This is a genomic window from Paenibacillus sp. EKM206P, from assembly GCF_011066155.1.
Lineage (GTDB): Bacteria > Bacillota > Bacilli > Paenibacillales > Paenibacillaceae > Paenibacillus > Paenibacillus polymyxa_D.
On sequence record NZ_JAAMNQ010000008.1, the window covers coordinates 113,238 to 131,500 of the forward strand.

The 18,263-nt window shown below is 47.5% G+C and carries 13 protein-coding genes; 11 read left to right on the top strand and 2 right to left on the bottom strand.

Going from position 1 to position 18,263, the window contains the following annotated elements; all coding sequences use genetic code 11:
* Positions 1-181 precede the first annotated feature (181 nt).
* Positions 182-679 (top strand): DinB family protein, encoded by a 498-nt coding sequence (locus G9G53_RS17240; RefSeq protein ID WP_165149284.1) that lies wholly within the window; start codon positions 182-184, stop codon positions 677-679.
* Between the two features lie 205 nt (positions 680-884).
* On the top strand, positions 885-2,084 hold the full coding sequence (locus G9G53_RS17245) for an MFS transporter (protein WP_165149286.1): 1,200 nt from the start codon (positions 885-887) through the stop codon (positions 2,082-2,084).
* A gap of 20 nt (positions 2,085-2,104) precedes the next feature.
* Here G9G53_RS17245 and G9G53_RS17250 read toward each other — a convergent pair whose 3' ends face one another.
* Both G9G53_RS17250 and G9G53_RS17255 read right to left on the bottom strand, forming a co-directional pair.
* Positions 2,105-2,926 carry an endonuclease/exonuclease/phosphatase family protein gene (locus G9G53_RS17250; protein ID WP_165149288.1) on the bottom strand — a complete coding sequence of 274 codons (822 nt, stop codon included), beginning with the start codon at positions 2,924-2,926 and terminating at the stop codon, positions 2,105-2,107.
* A gap of 5 nt (positions 2,927-2,931) precedes the next feature.
* Positions 2,932-4,596 carry a PTS transporter subunit IIBC gene (locus tag G9G53_RS17255; protein ID WP_029516898.1) on the bottom strand — a complete coding sequence of 555 codons (1,665 nt, stop codon included), beginning with the start codon at positions 4,594-4,596 and terminating at the stop codon, positions 2,932-2,934.
* 242 nt (positions 4,597-4,838) lie between these two features.
* Here G9G53_RS17255 and G9G53_RS17260 point away from each other — a divergent pair, with 242 nt between their 5' ends.
* From G9G53_RS17260 to G9G53_RS17300, 9 genes are all read left to right on the top strand, one after another.
* Entirely contained in the window at positions 4,839-5,846 is a 1,008-nt protein-coding gene (locus tag G9G53_RS17260; protein ID WP_029516899.1) for a LacI family DNA-binding transcriptional regulator, read from the top strand.
* A 154-nt stretch (positions 5,847-6,000) separates the two neighbouring features.
* Positions 6,001-8,283: a glycoside hydrolase family 65 protein gene (locus tag G9G53_RS17265; RefSeq protein WP_165149290.1), complete on the top strand. Its 2,283-nt coding sequence runs from the start codon at positions 6,001-6,003 to the stop codon at positions 8,281-8,283.
* Positions 8,284-8,308: 25 nt separating this feature from the next.
* Complete coding sequence (pgmB, locus tag G9G53_RS17270) at positions 8,309-8,974, top strand: beta-phosphoglucomutase (RefSeq protein WP_165149292.1); 666 nt, start codon at positions 8,309-8,311, stop codon at positions 8,972-8,974.
* A 238-nt stretch (positions 8,975-9,212) separates the two neighbouring features.
* On the top strand, positions 9,213-10,691 hold the full coding sequence (locus tag G9G53_RS17275; RefSeq protein ID WP_165149294.1) for a spore germination protein: 1,479 nt from the start codon (positions 9,213-9,215) through the stop codon (positions 10,689-10,691).
* A 4-nt stretch (positions 10,692-10,695) separates the two neighbouring features.
* The gene (locus tag G9G53_RS17280) at positions 10,696-11,850 is read left to right on the top strand and encodes a Ger(x)C family spore germination protein (protein WP_165149296.1); all 1,155 of its coding nucleotides are present in this window, start codon (positions 10,696-10,698) and stop codon (positions 11,848-11,850) included.
* Positions 11,851-11,867: 17 nt separating this feature from the next.
* Positions 11,868-12,968 (top strand): GerAB/ArcD/ProY family transporter, encoded by a 1,101-nt coding sequence (locus G9G53_RS17285; RefSeq protein ID WP_223821988.1) that lies wholly within the window; start codon positions 11,868-11,870, stop codon positions 12,966-12,968.
* A 197-nt stretch (positions 12,969-13,165) separates the two neighbouring features.
* Positions 13,166-14,821, top strand: coding sequence for an SWIM zinc finger family protein (locus tag G9G53_RS17290; protein WP_165149300.1), 1,656 nt, complete (start codon positions 13,166-13,168; stop codon positions 14,819-14,821).
* Positions 14,818-17,781: a DEAD/DEAH box helicase gene (locus G9G53_RS17295; protein WP_165149302.1), complete on the top strand. Its 2,964-nt coding sequence runs from the start codon at positions 14,818-14,820 to the stop codon at positions 17,779-17,781. The genes G9G53_RS17290 and G9G53_RS17295 overlap by 4 nt, the downstream gene beginning before the upstream one ends.
* 113 nt (positions 17,782-17,894) lie before the next feature.
* Positions 17,895-18,239 (top strand): hypothetical protein, encoded by a 345-nt coding sequence (locus tag G9G53_RS17300; protein WP_063206759.1) that lies wholly within the window; start codon positions 17,895-17,897, stop codon positions 18,237-18,239.
* Positions 18,240-18,263 lie beyond the last annotated feature (24 nt).

Consider the following 18,263-nt stretch of genomic DNA (forward strand, 5'->3'; position numbering starts at 1 on the left):
TTGTTTCTATCGAAACAATATTATTGTAATTTAATCGAGAACAATTATCAACCACTTTATTAAAAACATTTCTACCCTTTACATTAAATCATGCATCCATTTACATTTTATAAAATATAATTGTATAATCGTTAAATGAGACTAAGCTAGAACAAACTCTCCATAGAAGGGATGATCATACATGTCGGATGCCAATCAATTATTCGGTCAAGCACTGGTTAAATCACTGGTCGGGGAACGTGGACATATTCGAGTAGCTCGGGCTTTACCAGACATTGACGTTGAGCTGGCAGGGAAGAAACATGCAGAAATGCCCTACAGCATTTATCAACTACTGAAGCATATGATTTACTGGCAGCAATTTATGCTGGAGCATTTGGAAGGACGGAAGCCCCAGCTTCCGGGCAATGTCATGGAAAGCTGGCCCGAAGAGACTGGACCGCAAAGCGAAGAGGCATGGCAGGCTGTCATTAACGAATTTTTACAGGGCGTAGATCAAGCTGTGCAGATTGCCGAAACCGCGCAACTGGATGATTCACTAGCTCATTTCCCAGGTGAAACGAAAGCAGGACTGCTGCGGAATATCGCTTCCCACAATTCATATCATTTGGGTGAAATCGTACTGCTACGCCGGATCTATGGAGCTTGGCCACCACCAGGAGGCGGCTTTCCAGCTTAAAGGCAACACCACCGCTCTAATCAAGATTCCTTCCATCCGCCGCTTCATACCTCCATCATTGCATTGGGATTTAGGCACCGCGAGGAACTCGCTCGCGTACCTTATATGGGAACCCGCTAACTCGACTTGAAGCCGTTCATCCGTAATCAAGTGCAATCCGAATAACGGTTCCCATGATGCAAGATCAAAGAGAGGTTTCGAGGTTATGGTGAGACACTTATACTTAAATCGTAATATCGCCTGTATGATCGTGATCAGCCTTATTGCTAACATGAGTGGAAGTATGATCCTTCCACTCTTTGCTATTTATGTAGAGCAATTCGGGATATCCGTACTCGGCATGAGCATTTTATTTTCTCTGTTTTATGTGGGGAGATTTCTTGGTGGAGGCTTGGCAGGACGAATTTATGAAAAGATTGGCGCAAAATGCTTGGGGTTGAGCTTGCTTATTGCTGAAATCGCTTGTATGCTCCTGTTTCCAATTGCAACAAGTTTCATCATTCTATCCATACTGAGACTCCTTCAGGGCTTGGTAGCTATAGGGCTAACCGTCTTTGTAAGAGTCACGATCAACCATATGAGCACCCTAGAGAATCGAGGTACGCTCAATGGATATATCAGCAGCAGTGAAGGCGCCGGTATGATTTTGGGGCCTCTTATGAGTGGAGCTATTGTTTCTTATTTTTCTTTATCCATTCCGTTTTATTTCGTTGCTATTTTCTCATGTATATCCTTCGTTGCCGTTTCAAGAATGACTTTCCTCCGTTCTCCCTTAAAGCCACAAGAACAGCATTCGCCCCATCTAGAACCCAAAGGAAAAACCATGTTAACGAAACAGTTACTTGTCTATTCTACCGTTCATTTTCTTGAAATGAGTGCATTCGCTATATTTTTAACGTACTTCTCCATATATGCAACCTACAAGCTCCATTGGAGCCCCGCAGAAATTAGCTTAGCTTTTACAATTATCGGCATATCGACCTTCATCTCAGCGCCCTTTATTGGCAAAATATCTGATCTACTTAAGGATCGCTTGATGCTTTGTATCCTCGGTCTATTGTTGATCATGGTGGAAATCATCTTATTTCTTCGGTTCACAGAACCGTGGATCGTATACTTAGGGATGTTCATCGGAGGTGTAGGAGGAGCCAGCTATCTGGATTCCTTTTACTCACAACTAGGGGACGTTATTCCTGAGGAGAATAGAAGCTCATTTATTGGCAATGTCGTATCTTTGTCCGAATTGGGGGCCATTGTGTCTCCGATCATCGCAGGGGCACTCATGGAACGATTTAGCATCAACACTCCCTTTTACTACAATTTGATTTTGGTGTTGATTGCTATGGTTATCCAATATGTTATTCGTTTCAATTCAAAATCTATAAGAAAAAGGCCAATTGCATAAGCAAATGGCCTCCTTTTTCATCACAGCTCCAACTCAACTGCAACCCCAAAATGATCCGATACAACTGGTCCTGTTTTTCCGTTCAGTACAACGGTTGAGGATTGTACCTGTGCAGCCTTGTTGGAGAAGATAAAGTCAATGCGGAGCGGCTCCGCATTACTTTCCCAGCCAGCAATAGCTTTAATCACCGTGTGGCCATCATCACGTACTGCTGCAATCGGATAGGTGTCCGACCAGCCGGATTGCAGTACATAGTCATACCCTTCTCCGCGCACTTCAGCCGCGTTGTTGAAATCACCCATCATAAACACAAGCGTCGAAGCAAAAGAATTTAGCACTTTGGTTGTACGATCCCATAGTCCACGGAAGGATTCTTCATCATTCCACCAGTTAAAATGTCCACTTACAAACCAAGCCTGCACTCCGTCCACCTCAGTTTGAATACCGACAATTTTACGTGAGCGGTAGTTGTCATAATCCTGTAGCGAGGAAATATATTCGTTCACCGTAGCTGTAATCGGTGTTTTCGACAGAATCGCCAACCCCTCGTCGTATTTGGCAAAACCAACATGCGCGGGAGCCCACGTCCAATGATAGCTATCAGACAATAGCCCGTTCAGCACATAAGCATAGTTATCACGCTTAATGACAACTTCAGGATCTGCGCTATGGTAAGTGCCCAAATCGTCCGCTGACAAAGGAGCCTCTTCCATAGACTGGTTCACTTCCTGTAAAGCAATGACATCAAACTGCTGTTCATCAATAAAAGCAGCCAGTTGCTTTAGCTTATCGTGCTGGTTTTCTTCCATCCAAGCATGTGCATTTAAGGTTAACAACTTCAAAGTAATCACCTGTTGAGTATGTCTTGTATATCTGATTTAAGCACATCAGCCTTCGGTCCGTAAACCGCCTGCACCCCATTATCTACTTTTATCAAGCCCAAGGCACCCAGCGCTTTCCACGTCTTTTCATCCCCAACGGCATCTGTATCCTTCACCGTCACACGCAGACGGGTCATGCAAGCGTCCACCTCGACAATGTTCTGCTCACCCCCAAGTGTCTTGATGATATCCGTAGCCAGTTGATTTTGAGTGGAAGTAGCTGCCACACCCTCTGTCTTCGTACTCCCTGCCTCGGAAGTCCCTTGAGGCTCCTCATCCGTATAGTTCCCCAGTCTTCCCGGCGTAGCCATTTGGAATTTACCGATCATAAAATAAGCGATAAAGTAGGTTGCTACCGCAAACACCACGCAAGTCAGCACGAAGTTAATAATATCCTGCACCAACCCCGCATTTATAGACAACGGCATTCGGGTCAGCAGTTCAATCATACCAAATGAATGTAAACGCAAATGTATGATGTCGGCCATTCCGAACGCAATACCGGTAAGAATAGCATAAACCACATACAGCACAGGCGCCACGAACATAAACATGAATTCCAGTGGCTCCGTTACCCCTGTTAAAAAGACAGCTGCGGCTGCCGAAAAGATCATCGACTTGTACTTGCCGCGTTTGTCTTTGTCTACACGGCGATACATAGCCACCGCTAGTCCCATAAGGATACCTGCCCCACCAATCATTTGTCCTACCTTGAAGCGGGCAGGCGTCACGCCTTCCAACAAGCTATTGTAGGCTGTCGGATCGGTACCACGAAGCGCACTCAGGTCACTTGCCCAAGCCAGCCACAGCGGGTCTTGCCCGGCAACGACACTTCCTGCCCCGGAACCTGTAAGCGTTGTGTAAACGCCTCCAAGTTGAGTATAGTTAATAGGGACGGTCAGCATATGATGAAGTCCAAAAGGAATCAGCAGTCTTTCCAGTGTACCATAGACAAATGGTGCTACAAAAGGAGCCGATTCTCCCGAAGTCGCCAACCAAATGCCGAACTGATTAATCCCCCCCTGGACAAATGGCCAGATGGCAGACATGATCAAACTTACGATGACAGACCATAAAATCACGACAAAAGGAACAAAACGTTTACCGTTAAAAAAGGCTAAAGCGTCCGGCAGCTTGCGGTAATTATAGTACTTGTTAAATACCACCGCCCCGACGAATCCGGAGATGATACCGACAAACACGCCCATGTTGAGTGCAGGTGCTCCTAAGACAGAGGTGAAATAACCACTGACCGGAATCGATGCACCGAAGAGTGTATGGGTGGTTGCTCCCTCCTGGGTTAACATCTTCGATGATACGCCCAAAATCGTCCCTGTTGAAATATTGATGAGAACAAAGGCAATTAAAGCCGCAAAAGCCCCGCCCGCCCGTTCCTTAGCCCAGGAACCACCTATCGCTACCGCAAATAGGATGTGTAAGTTATTGATAATACCCCAACCCAAATTCTCCATGACCCCGCCGACGGTCAACCAGAAATGAATATCGCCAGCCAACATCGCCACTACTTTACCAAGCGAAATCATAATCCCGGCCGCCGGCATAACAGCAACAACCACAAGCAGTGCCTTCCCAAGCTTTTGCCAAAAATCAAATGATAGAAGTTTTTTCATGCTCGTTCAGTCTCCATCCCTTATAGTATGTATAGCATGGGTAGTACTCAAAAAATATTATGCAATCGGTTGCACAATTATTATAATGATATCGCTTTCTATTAGCAATACCCTAATTGTAAATATCTTGGTTAATAATGATAGAAACACTCGAAAAAACCGCGAATTTGTTGATTTTCGAGCAATATCGTATGATAGAACATAATATTTCCTGCTTGAGATAGCAAAAGGAGACGAAGACGATGGCAGTAACCATCAAAGATGTCGCAAAACGTGCTAATGTTGCTACCTCCACCGTATCCCGCGTCATTCAAGACAGCCCCAAAATCAGCGAAGCTACCAAGTTACGTGTCCGTAAAGAAATGAAGGCGCTTGGCTATGAACCCAACTATTCAGCTCAGAGTCTGGCTAACCGAGTCACACAGTCGATAGGCATTATTATGCCTGAATCGGATGTGGCGATCTTTCAAAATCCTTTCTTTCCGGAAAGTCTTCGCGGGATCAGCGAATGGGTGAACGAGCACAACTATACACTGTCGATTGTCACAGGCAAAACGAATGATGAATTGCTATCCCGCGTAAAGCTGATGACCCGGACCGGACGCGTTGACGGCTACATTGTCCTGTACTCCAAGCAAAAGGATAGCATCGTGGAGTATCTTCACAAAGAAAAAATTCCCTATACCGTAATCGGCAAACCTCAACAGTTTGTCAGCGAAACCACCCATGTAGACAACGACAACTACCAGGCTGCCAAGGATGTGGTCACTTATTTGACTGGGCTGAATCATCAGCGCATTGCTTATGTTGGCGGTGATCAGGAACACATCGTGAATCTTGAAAGACTCCGAGGCTACCAAGATGCGCTACGAGAGGTTGGCTTGCCTCTACCGAAAGAATACGTGGTCAGAGAACCCTTTAATCTGGAGGACATGCGCGCGTTATTGCAGGCTACCCCGCCGCCTACTGCGATGATCGTTAGCGACGACCTTGTAGCCATGGCCGTACAGAAAATGCTTGCCCAGTTAGGCGTGTCCATGCCAGAGCAGTTATCCATGGTGAGCTTCAATAATCTAATGCTGGCTGAGCTGATGAATCCTCCTCTTACATCCGTGGATATTGATATCTTTACTCTGGGTTATCAGGCTGCCAAAAGCCTGATTGAAAAAATTGAGGATCCCAAGGAACTGACCAAACACATCATTGTGCCCCACCGAATCGTGGAGCGCAAATCCAGCCAGGTACTATGAATCTCTAAGAAATGGACAAGAACTGATTTTGTGGATATCCATAAAATCAGTTTTTTTGCGTTGACAGGGCAAACGGTTGCACTATATACTGAACTCGCTCATATATTGGTCTCGTTAAAACAACGATCTCATTTTCCGAGAGGGGTACGCACTCATGGTTTACAACCGATTATTTGACGTAGATAGTTGGAAGCTGACAACACACGCTCTACATAGCACACACATGCGATTACAGGAAAGCTTAACGTCCATAGGCAACGGTTATATGGGCATGCGCGGCAATTTCGAAGAAACGTATTCAGGGGATCATCATCAGGGAACTTATATCTCCGGTGTATGGTTCCCCGACAAAACAAAGGTCGGCTGGTGGAAAAACGGCTATCCTGAGTATTTTGGTAAGGTCATCAATGCCATGAACTTCATCGGCATCAATCTGATCGTAAACCAAGAGGAAGTAGACTTATTTACGGCACACATCAGCGATTTCGTGCAGGAGTTGGACATGAAACAGGGGATCCTGCGACGCACCTGCACCGTGAACGATCAGGTTCGTATCACTACGGAGCGTTTTCTGAGCATCACCACTCGTGAGCTATGCCTGATTGATTACCAAGCAACGAATATAAGTGAGCAACCTCTAACTATAGAGCTTGTCCCCTATTTGGACGGCAATACGAAGAATGAAGACACGAACTATGATGAGGTTTTTTGGCTGGAGGAGGCCCGAGAGGTTCAGGAACAATTCATTAGCCTGTCCACAACAACTATAGATAATCCCTTCGGTATTCCGCGCTTTACCGTAAACGCTACCATGGGTATTGTGACCGAGGGACAGGATCAGCAGACGACGGAAGAGGGCTTTTTGTATGCTGCTCGCCACTATCAATACAGCGTCGCTCCGGGCGACAGTATCCAGCTGCAAAAATTTGTGGCTGTTACAACTTCACGGGATATGGAAAAGGACGCACTGATTCCACAAGCTGAACGCATCGCCGTAGAAGCTGTGAACAAAGGCTACACTTCTCTTAAACAGGAGCATGTCGCAGCTTGGGCCCGACGTTGGGACAAAGCAGATGTAGAAATAGAGGGCGATACGGAGGCCCAACAGGGAATACGCTTTAACATTTTCCAGCTGTTCTCTACGTACTACGGTGAAGATGCCCGTCTGAACATTGGTCCCAAGGGTTTTACAGGTGAAAAATATGGCGGTGCCACCTATTGGGACACAGAAGCATATGCCGTACCTATGTACCTGGCGCTCGCAGACCCGGATGTAACCCGAAATCTGCTGTTGTATCGCTATCAACAACTTGAAGGTGCCAAGCATAACGCGACCCAGCAAGGACTTCGGGGTGCACTGTACCCTATGGTCACTTTTACGGGTGTGGAATGCCATAACGAATGGGAAATTACCTTCGAGGAAATTCATCGTAACGGTGCCATTGCCTATGCCATTTACAATTACACCAACTATACGGGTGACTTGACCTATCTGCATGACTACGGCGTAGATGTACTGGTCGAAATTAGCCGCTTCTGGGCCGACCGGGTTCATTTTTCCAAAAGTCAGCAGCAGTATATGATCCACGGGGTTACCGGGCCAAACGAGTACGAAAATAACGTCAATAACAACTGGTATACCAACACGCTGGCTGCATGGGTTTTGAAATATACATTATCGGTCTTGCCTCAAATTTCGACTGAGAAAGCGCAGCGCCTGGCAGTTACGGCTGATGAGCTTGCACATTGGCAGGATATCGTCACTCACATGTATTATCCCTATGATGAGGAGCGGGAAGTCTTCGTACAACACGATACCTTTATGGATAAGGATTTGCAGCCTGTATCCGCCCTTGATCCCAGCAACCTTCCACTAAACCAGAAATGGTCATGGGATAAAATCCTGCGTTCATGCTTCATTAAGCAGGCAGATGTGCTGCAAGGACTGTATTTCTTTGGAGACCAGTTCACACTGGAGGAAAAAGCGCGCAATTTTGCATTTTACGAGCCCATGACTGTTCATGAATCCAGTCTGTCTCCTTCTATACACGCCGTGCTGGCCGCCGAACTCAAAATGGAGGAAAAGGCAGTCGAGATGTATAAGCGGACGGCCCGTCTGGATCTGGATAACTATAATAACGATACCGAAGACGGCCTTCATATCACTTCCATGACGGGAAGCTGGCTGGCGATTGTACAGGGATTTGCCGGGATGAGAACCTATAATGAAACATTAAGCTTCTCCCCCTTCTTGCCTCAAGACTGGACCAAATATACGTTTAAAATCAACTATCGCGGTCGCTTGCTAAGTATTCTCGTACAGGAAAATGAAGTGAACATAACCCTGTTGGACGGAGAACCGCTGACGCTGGAGCTGTATGGACAGCCAACGCACATTACCAGTGGGCAGACGTTAATGACAAACAGCATTTCATAAATCGGGCAGACAGGGGGGAAAGCAAATGAAGGCAGTCATTTTCGACTTGGACGGAGTCATTACAGATACCGCCGAATATCATTTTCAGGCATGGGCCAGCTTGGCGGCAGCGCTCAGCATCCCTTTTGATCGGGAATTCAATGAACAGTTAAAAGGAATCAGCCGTACGGAATCGCTCGACAAAATACTGGCGCGCGGTAACCTGTCCGATACGTTTTCAGAAGAAGGCAAGCAAGAACTAGCCACACGGAAAAATACGGAGTATCAGCGGCTCATCTCAGCTGTAACTCCCTCGGACATTCTTCCAGGCATTAAAGCGCTTCTGACAGAACTTCGTGAAGCCCGAATCGGCATCGCTCTGGCCTCTGCAAGTAAAAATGCAGCGTTTATCCTGGAGCGACTGGAGCTAGCGTACTATTTTGACAGTGTGGTGGATGTTACCGCCATTCGGCATGGCAAACCTGACCCGGAAATTTTCCTCACCGGAGCTGCAAATCTGGGCGTTCAGCCTGCCGATTGTATCGGTATAGAGGACGCACAGGCTGGCATACAGGCGATCAAGGGCGCCGGGATGTTTGCGGTCGGTGTAGGGACACCTTCGCAAATGCAAGGTGCGGATATCGTGGTAGCCACGACTGCCGAGCTTTCTCTGAGCATGTTGGAGGCACATTTCTACGAGTTCAAAAAGTGACCTCCACTCGGAGTAGTTTATATGGCGTTATCACGGGGATAAAGCACCCTCGCCTCATATGTATGACCAACGACGGACACCACTGGTGTTCGTTTTTGTTTACATATACTCAAAAAAACTCCCTCTGTCTCTCGCGTCTTCAGCTCCTCTATCGTTGAACACATTAGATTACCATTCCATGAATATTTATTACCATTTTACACATATTACATGCATAACTTTTGAAGGAGGAGGAGTCATGGCAAGATCACTCGAGGCGAAATTGGACCATCTACAAAAGACCCTGGGTCATCTTCCTGATGTCGTCTTCAAGAAAATGAATGTGGGTCAAACGGGAATTCATGTAATTATGATCTATCTCTCTGGTATTGCGGATACGAGCATCATTAACGAACAAATCGTCAAGCCGCTCATTTTGACTGGAATCCGTGAAAATCACTCCCAAGTTAATCCGCAAAAACTGAAGGAAGAACTGGTACAGCAGACGGCTTTTACGATCGATATGAAAGAAGGAACAGACCTTGAGGCGTGCGTAATTGAAGTATTATCGGGAAATACTTGTCTGCTGATCGAAGGAACCGATGAAGCCTTCTTTGCTGCTACAGGCAAGTTTCCTCAGCGAAGTGTCAAGGAACCAAGCACCGAGATTTTGGTGAGGGGACCGAGGGAAGGTTTCATCGAAGATTTGGAAAGCAACCTGGCAATGGTAAGGCGGCATATCAAAGATATCAGTTTTAAAATAGATAAAATAACTATAGGAAGAAGATCTTCCCGAAAATTAGCGATCTTGTACATATCGGATATCGCAAATCCGGAGCTGGTTCAGGAAGTGAAGCGAAGAGTCGAAACGATTGATGTGGACGATGCTTCCGATACCGGGATTATTGAACAATGGATCGAGGAACATTCGTGGTCTCCGTTCCCTCAGGTTCAAGCCTCTGAACGCTCGGATAAAGCTATAGCTGCTTTAATGTCTGGAAGAGTTGTCATTATGCTTGATGGCACGCCTTTTGTTTTGATCGCTCCCATGACCTTCTGGATGCTGGCCCAATCCCCAGAGGATTATTACGAGCGATTTCCTTTAGGAACATTCTTTCGTATACTTCGTTTAATAGCTCTGTTCATTGCAACATTCCTGCCTTCGCTGTACGTTGCACTTATTTCTTTCCATCCTGGATTAATCCCGCCTGAGCTGGTGATGTCTATCGTTGCCTCAAGGGATGGAATTCCTTTTCCCGTTTTTGTGGAAGCTCTAATTATGGAAGTGGCATTGGAAATATTGCGCGAGGCCAGCCTGCGGCTACCCAAAGGGATAGGACAGGTCATCGGTATTGTAGGCGGTCTTGTTATTGGACAAGCAGCTGTTGAGGCAGCGGTCGTAAGTGCTTTCCTGATTATTATCGTGGGTCTCACCGCAATTGCATCCTTTGCGAGCCCGCAGTACAGCGGAAGTATTGGAATTCGCCTTCTTCGTTTCCCCATTATGATGATTGCAGGGATTTATGGGCTGTATGGCGTGATTTTAGCCTTTATTTGTTTAGGTGTGCACATGGTCCAGATCAAAAGTTTTGGAGTTTCTTACATGTCACCTCTAGCCCCAATTCGGCTAAGAGATCAACAAGATACTTTAATTCGGGCTCCTTTTAAATACCTCAAAAAGCGTCCTATGATGCTAAAGACACAGGACGAAACACAATCTAACAAGAAAAGGAAGTAAGCCTATGATCGCTTTCATCTATCTGTCTCGTCGAATCCTATGGTTGCAAAAATGCGTTGCCGTATGGATCGCATGTGCTCTCCTCACCGGTTGTTGGGACAGCAGAGAAATCGATAACTTGAGTATCATCCAGGGCGTCGCCATTGATACGGATCAGGAGGATATGCTGGAACTTACCTACCAGCATTTAATAGCGCAGAAATCCAAAAAAAATATGTATAGCAACGTAACAACCTTTAACAAAAATTCCATTCAGACTGCTTCCAGGGAACAGGCAAAGCTAGTGTCCCGTGCTCCCTTATATAGTTTTATTCGCTTAATTTTGATTAGTGACCAAGCTTTACAAAAAACAAGAATCGACCAATTGTTAGATACGTTTACCCGTTCCTATAAACCGAGTCGAAAATCACTTGTTATGATCGTAAAGGGCAGTGCGAAAGAAGCGCTCAATAAGATCGGCAAACATAAAGAGATACCTTCCATTGACCTTGAAGCATTGGCTAAAAATAGCGATTTCAACTCCAAAATACCTCATAAAATAACATTAGGAGAAATTTCCACCCATATTTCACAAGGAGCTGACTTCGTCATTCAATGCCTAGAAACCAATGAGGGCAACCACTTCTCAGGCGCAGCCTTGGTCAGTGGCAAAACGAAGAAATTGGCTAATTGGCTAGATGAAGAGGAAGTCATCGGGATCAACTGGATGCTGGGAAAAACGCGGGGTTCAATTATTAAAACAGAGGACCCGAAGTCGGAACAATCCATGGTCTTTGAAGTTGAGGATGCCCACAGCAAACTTATCCCCCACCTCAACGGACAGGATCTTTCCTTTACGGTTCGTATTAAAACAAACATCAAATTAAATGAAAACTTGGATATTTATACTGATTTCTTGAAGGAACCGTTCATTCGAACCGCTAAAGAAGCGACGCAAGAAGAAATCAAACAGACCATATCCCAATCGTTAAACACGCTTCAAAAAAAAATGAGATCAGATGTAGTCGGTTTCGGCACAAAGGTAAAAGTGAACTATCCCGCTTACTGGGATCGGGTAAAGGAAAATTGGCAAGATACATTCAGTCAAATACCGATCGACGTTCAGGCTGAAGTACAGATTGACCGAACAGGTGCTTATACAAAAGGAGAGGGAGCGTAATGTCCAACATACCTTCCATGAAACAGGAAAAAATCTCTACCCTTCAAGCCTTACTTACAGTCACTTCGACCGTGTATGCTGTGGGAATTGTCAGTTTACCAAGAACCATCGCGGAGAAGACTCAAACGCCCGACGTGTGGCAGGGACTCTTGCTGGCAAGTCTGCTTGGGGTAGGCGTCGTTTTTATCAACGTTAAATTGTGCCAGAGATTTCCAGGGAAGACGTTCTATGAGCTCAATCCTGTGATCGCAGGTAAATTTATCGGCCTGCTCATCAATATTGCATTTATTGTACACTGCACGATGATCTGCTCTCTTGTATGCAGAATGATGGCGGAATTCCTCAAAGGCCTTGCATTGGAAAGAACGCCATTAAGCATGATTCTCTTGCCGTTTCTTCTGCTTATTGGGTATTTGACCTGGGGCGGTCTCCATGCAATGGTTCGATTGGTCGAGCTTTTTTTTCCTTTAACCCTTATTGTTTTTTTATTGTTGATCATCCTCAATATCAATCATTTTAATCTTGATAATTTGCGCCCTGTTTTCCATAAAGGATGGCATCCGATCTTCGAATCTCTTAAGGTTATACCTTTCTCGACAATAGGTTTTGAATCCCTCCTTATATTAACTAATGTGATGGTCAATCCACAAAAAGCATGGAAGGCAGGGTGGATTGGCTACTCGATTGCAATGGGTTTGTATCTCTTGATGGTAACGATGGTCGTTGGCTGTATGTCGGTTGAGGAAGTTTCCCGATTGCAATGGCCGGTCGTTTCTTTTGCACAGCAAATTGAATTCCCCGGCTCGTTCCTGGAACGGTTTGAAATATTATTTATCATTTTGTGGACGATCAAAATTTTTATGACCGCCGCAAATTATTATTTCTATATGGTAGCCGGAATCAGCCAACTCACCCAAAAGTGGAACAGGTTTATCTGCTTTCTCCCGTTAATTTTAATATTTTCCCTGAGCATGTATCCCCAAAGCTTTATTGAGATAGGAAATTTCGATACAATATCGGGTTATTTTGGAATTATTATGGGCGCAGCAGTACCCTTGGTGCTTCTTATTATCTCCATGGTCTTCCACCGAAAAGGCAATCCGGATGGCAAACAGTAAGGGGATCCCCCCCAAATTTGCTGATAATTCAGGCCCCCTTACGTTATAACGTAAGGGACTTTTTACTTTCCCCAACATGTTATTCTTTTGAAACTTCCCATCTGCTCCCTCCACCTCAATTTACGTGCGCGAACTGTTATAATAGAAGAGTTAAGCAGTCATCGGATTAACTATTTTCTCTTAGGAGACTAATGCATATGAAACCAACCTATCTTATGGATGATATACAGTGGCAACAGCTTATTCAAAACGTGGCTGACCATTTTAATGATGTGACGATCAAACGAGGTTTCCAATATTTTAAGCAAGGAAAGGTAAAAGAATTCGTTATGCCTGATGCCGACCATATCGCAGCTGTCGTGGATGGAAGCGAGCTATACGAGGTGGATCTCCACTTGAGCGCTTTTGCTGCCAGCAGATGTACATGCCCTGTCCACACCAACTGCAAGCATATGATCGCCGTACTACTGAATTACGCGAATGAACAGGAACGTTCTGTACATGCTTTAGTGAACGCTCATTCGGCGGGATTCACTCGATTGGCGACAAAAGCTGACACGCGTAATACACCTCCTTCCCGGTCGAATCTTTCACCGGATCACAAGGAAACAACAAGAAACGCCCTCAGTAAAACTGCAAGTAAAATACCGGACATGCCCATTTCAGAGTGGCATGATCTGTTCGATCAGTGTATCGCCCTTAATCGTGTGAACACACAAAACTCCCAATTTGTCCAAAGCGCTTTAGCCTCGATCCATGCTGTGAAGCCACCGCTTTCACCTGGCATGCAACAGCTATACGGACTGCTTGCTCATCTGCGTGTGCTGGAAAAGCTGGTACCTCAGTCTTCCATGCCAGGCTATTCCTCTCATACCTATATGGGGTATTACACGCAAATTGCTGCCGATGAGCTTAAAGAAGCGATCGAGCGTGATTTTGAGAGTCCACTGGAGCTGACCGATGAACCGATGCAAGAAGCCCGTATGGCAGAAACCTTAGCCTATTTACGCCGAAAAATGCTGACAGAATCGCGTAACGGTACTTATTTTTCAGACGCGTATTATCAGTTTTGGCTGTACTGGGTGCATCCCGCAAGACAGGACTCCAGCATATATACGGAGGAATTACAGCATTTGCAGGCGGCTGAGGAGGATCTCGGCACTACTTTAGCAAGGCTTCCGTGGATGTTGGCTCGCAGCTGGATGCATATTTTCCAATCGCAGGATAATGAAGCCTGGGTACTTCTTCAGGAAGCGGAACGAGCTTTTCCACTAAAAATCTCTTCCAACCAATTGATTTTGTTCTTACAGGCGTTGCGTAAAGCTGAGAATTGGGCACGCCTCAAGGACGGACTGCGGCATATCGGTCCCCTGCTTCACAGTCATCGGGATGACCATTTACAGGATTATATGCATAATTGGGATCTGGTTTTGCAGCACCTTCCAGAAGCGGAGCAGGACATGTGGGACACGCTGGTGGGTATGCTTCCATTTGCCGGGGGAATGTATGAAGAGGCACTGCTTGCTCACGAGAAATGGCGGTCATGGATCGACTATCAGCTAAGCATACGCAGTGAACCATTGAGTTTTCGAGTGAGCGTGTTACAGCCCATTGAAAAGAACGCGCCTGAGTTACTACTCCCCTTTTACCATCAGGCGGTAGAACGCTATGTGCTAGAAAAAAACAGATCCAGCTATAAAGCAGCAGTCAAGCTGTTAAAGCGGCTGTTCAAGCTGTACAAGAAAATGAAGCAAGAATCACGCTGGGAGCTGTTCTTCACGACCTTCACCAGCCGTCATAGCCGCCTGCGGGCGCTACAGGAGGAATTGCGGAAAGGGAAATTGTTATCATGAGTCAATATACCGAAACGATTACCGTGCATATCCAATTAACTACCTATGGAGACGCGCTGATCTATGGCGATTCCTCCATGAACTATAGCATTTCCGGTCAAATTCTGAAGCAGCGTTTGTTTGCTTGGCATGAGGCTTCGTTTTATGGCACCGAGCTGGAGATTCAACATGTTCAAGACACGGATATTATCCTGCTGCCTTCGGAGCAGGTGATTCCTTTTCTGGCAGAGCGCGAGCTTCTAAAGCATATCGAATGGATCTGGGACGAGGCCCATGCCCCATGGCTTCAGCTGATCCCTTCGCTTGCTCACTGTATTGAAGCGAAAGCCTATGTACCCAGCTTCACGGCGTTCCAGGCGGGGAAGCTGCAATGGGAATGGGATGCGGAAGCACTGGAAAACATCCAGCCGGCAGAGCTTGCTTTGCTCGATCGCTTGGAGAAGGACGAGCAGGATGGGCTGATAGCGGCGTTCTCGGCTGCCGTATTTCAACGCTGGTACGGCACCGAAGCGGAAGCCGCCGATTTGCGAAGAGAATATCCGATTCTCTTCGCCTCCAACCGCCCAGCCGCGGCGGGTCTAGACGCGCGGGCCTGGCTCATCGCCATCGGCTGGAAAGCCGATACCGCGCCCTTTCGGCCGCTTCTGCAACTGCTGGAGCCAGAGCTGGAGGACGACGAGCCGTCCTGGCAGCTCAAGCTTGTGTTGCAGGACAAGCAAGACCCGGCGTTGCTGGTGTCTGTACAGCTCGCCGATGATGGGTACGCATCCGGCTCATGGCCCGATGCCTGGACAGCACATGTCCGTGAGCGCTCAGCCGGGTGGCTAGAAGGCTTGACCTCGATTTTGCCTGCCGGGCAGCGTGCCGGAAGCCGCGATGACGTGCTGAATCGCCCGCTCTCCGACGAAGCGGCGTGGCAATTCCTGACGACCGACAGCCAGCGTCTGCTGGAAAGCGGTTGGCAAGTGCTGCTCCCGGCTTGGTGGGAGGCAGCTACCCGCAAGAAGCCGAAGCTGCGGGCCAAGGTACGCCCGGGCGAAGGGGCGGGAGAGCGCACGAAGGGCAGCTCGCTGTTCGGACTGGACTCGATTGTCCAGTTCGATTGGCGCGTTGCCATCGGTGATGCCGATCTGAGCGAGTCGGAATTCGCCGAGCTGGTCGCTCGCAACGAGCGCTTGGTGCGCTTCCGCGGGCAATGGATCGCGCTCGACCCTGCGCTGCTGGCGCAGATCCGCCGGGCCATGGCCGGGATCGACAGCGCCCAGGGATTGTCCTTTCAGGACATCCTGCAGCTGCACCTGCTCGGCAACGCCGACGATCCTGAAGGCGACGCCTCGGGTGAGCAGCCGGAGGATGCGGCACGCTTCCGGCTGGAAGTCGAGCTGAATGCCCATCTGCTGAAGCTGATTAGCCAGCTCGGACGGCAGTCGGAATGGCCTGCATTGGACGTGCCGGACGGGCTGCAAGCCGAGCTGCGGACGTATCAGAGGGACGGGTACGCATGGCTTGCCTTTTTACGGCGTTTTGGACTGGGTGCCTGTCTGGCCGATGACATGGGACTTGGTAAAACGGTGCAGTTTATTACTTATTTACTGCACTTACAGGAAATTGCCGCTGAGACGGGTGTCCGCTCCAGTTCGCTGCTGATTTGCCCGACGTCGGTGCTGGGCAACTGGCAGAAAGAGCTCAGCCGCTTCGCTCCTTCATTAAGGGTCATGCTGCACTATGGAAGCAAGCGGGAGCAGGGAGACTTGTTCCGCGAAAAAGTCGAGCAGGCCGATGTCATCCTGACCTCCTTCGCTACGGCAACCCTGGATCAAGAGCTACTACAAAGCATGACCTGGGATTCGGTCTGCCTGGATGAAGCGCAAAACATTAAAAATGCGCAAACCAAGCAATCCGCAGCCGTGCGCAGCTTTCCTGCACGTCACCGGATTGCGTTGACCGGGACACCTATTGAAAATCGGTTGTCCGAGCTATGGTCCATTTATGACTTTATCAATCCAGGTTATCTGGGCAGCTCACGCGCCTTTAGCAATCGTTTTATGAATGCTATTGAGAAGGAACATAACGAGCAGCGCACGTTAGATTTGCAAAAGCTGGTTCAGCCTTTCATGCTGCGGCGCAAGAAGAAGGACCCTGCTATACAGCTTGATTTGCCTGACAAGAATGAGATGAAAACCTACATTCATCTGACCTCTGAGCAGGGCGCGCTCTATGACCAGATTGTCAAAGAGTTGATGGAACGGATGCAGAAGCTGGAAGGGATTGAACGGAAAGGAGCCATTTTATCCGCCCTTACCCAGTTGAAGCAGCTTTGCGACCACCCAGCCCTCTTAACCAAGGAGGCTCTCCCGGATGCAGCGGCTTCCGGTTATAGTCCGTCCGATCTTGAGACGGTCATTAGCCGTTCATCCAAGCTAGAGCGCATTCTGGCTATGGTCAAGGAACTGCGGGAGGAGGGTGAGCGCTGCCTTATTTTTACACAGTATATTGGTATGGGGCAGATGCTCCAGCGGGTACTCGCTCAGGAGCTGCAGGAGCCTGTGCTCTATCTGAACGGTAGCACGTCCAAAACGGCGCGTGACCGAATGATTGATCAATTCCAATCTCACACCCTCCCCCCTGCCGAGCAGCCATCCGTGTTTATTTTGTCGCTCAAAGCCGGGGGAGTGGGCCTAAATCTGACGGCCGCCAACCACGTCTTTCACTTTGATCGCTGGTGGAATCCGGCTGTTGAAAATCAGGCCACAGACCGAGCCTATCGGATGGGACAAACGAAGGATGTACAGGTGCACAAATTTATCTCGCTGGGCACGCTCGAGGAACGCATTGATGAAATGCTGGAGAGCAAGCAGCAGCTTAGCGACCAAATCATAACCAGTACCGAAGGCTGGATTACTGAGCTGTCTACAGACGCGTTAAAAGACCTCTTTACGCTACGACGCGAGTGGGCATAATGATGTCCCAAGTTCAATATATACCTATTTTTAAGAAGCAGTAGTTTATAGCACGGTCCAAAACTCCTTTGTGTGCATTTACTATCACATCACAACAAAGGAGTTGATTTGAAGTGGCCATTCGTCCTCCACAAACGCTGAAATCTACGGGCAGAAAGGTTCCTGTTACGAGATATCGCAATGTGAGTCCAACACAAACCCTTCGTAGATTTACAGTTATCTGGGCTAACAATGATGGTGTACCCTTTAACACGTCTGGATTTTTTGCAACACTCCGGCGTTTAGATGGAACCTTTGTCCAAGCTGCAGGCTTCGACCGCTTTGGTACTGCCCGATTCAGCAGAGTCCGCACGCCTACGAACCAGCCTTATATTCTGCGCACTTTTAGAGATGATGGAGTATTATACCGCGTTAGATCCGTACCTGCTGGCGTATCCTCATTTGTCGTTATTGGTTAAGTTCGTACCGAACGCAGCCTAGAC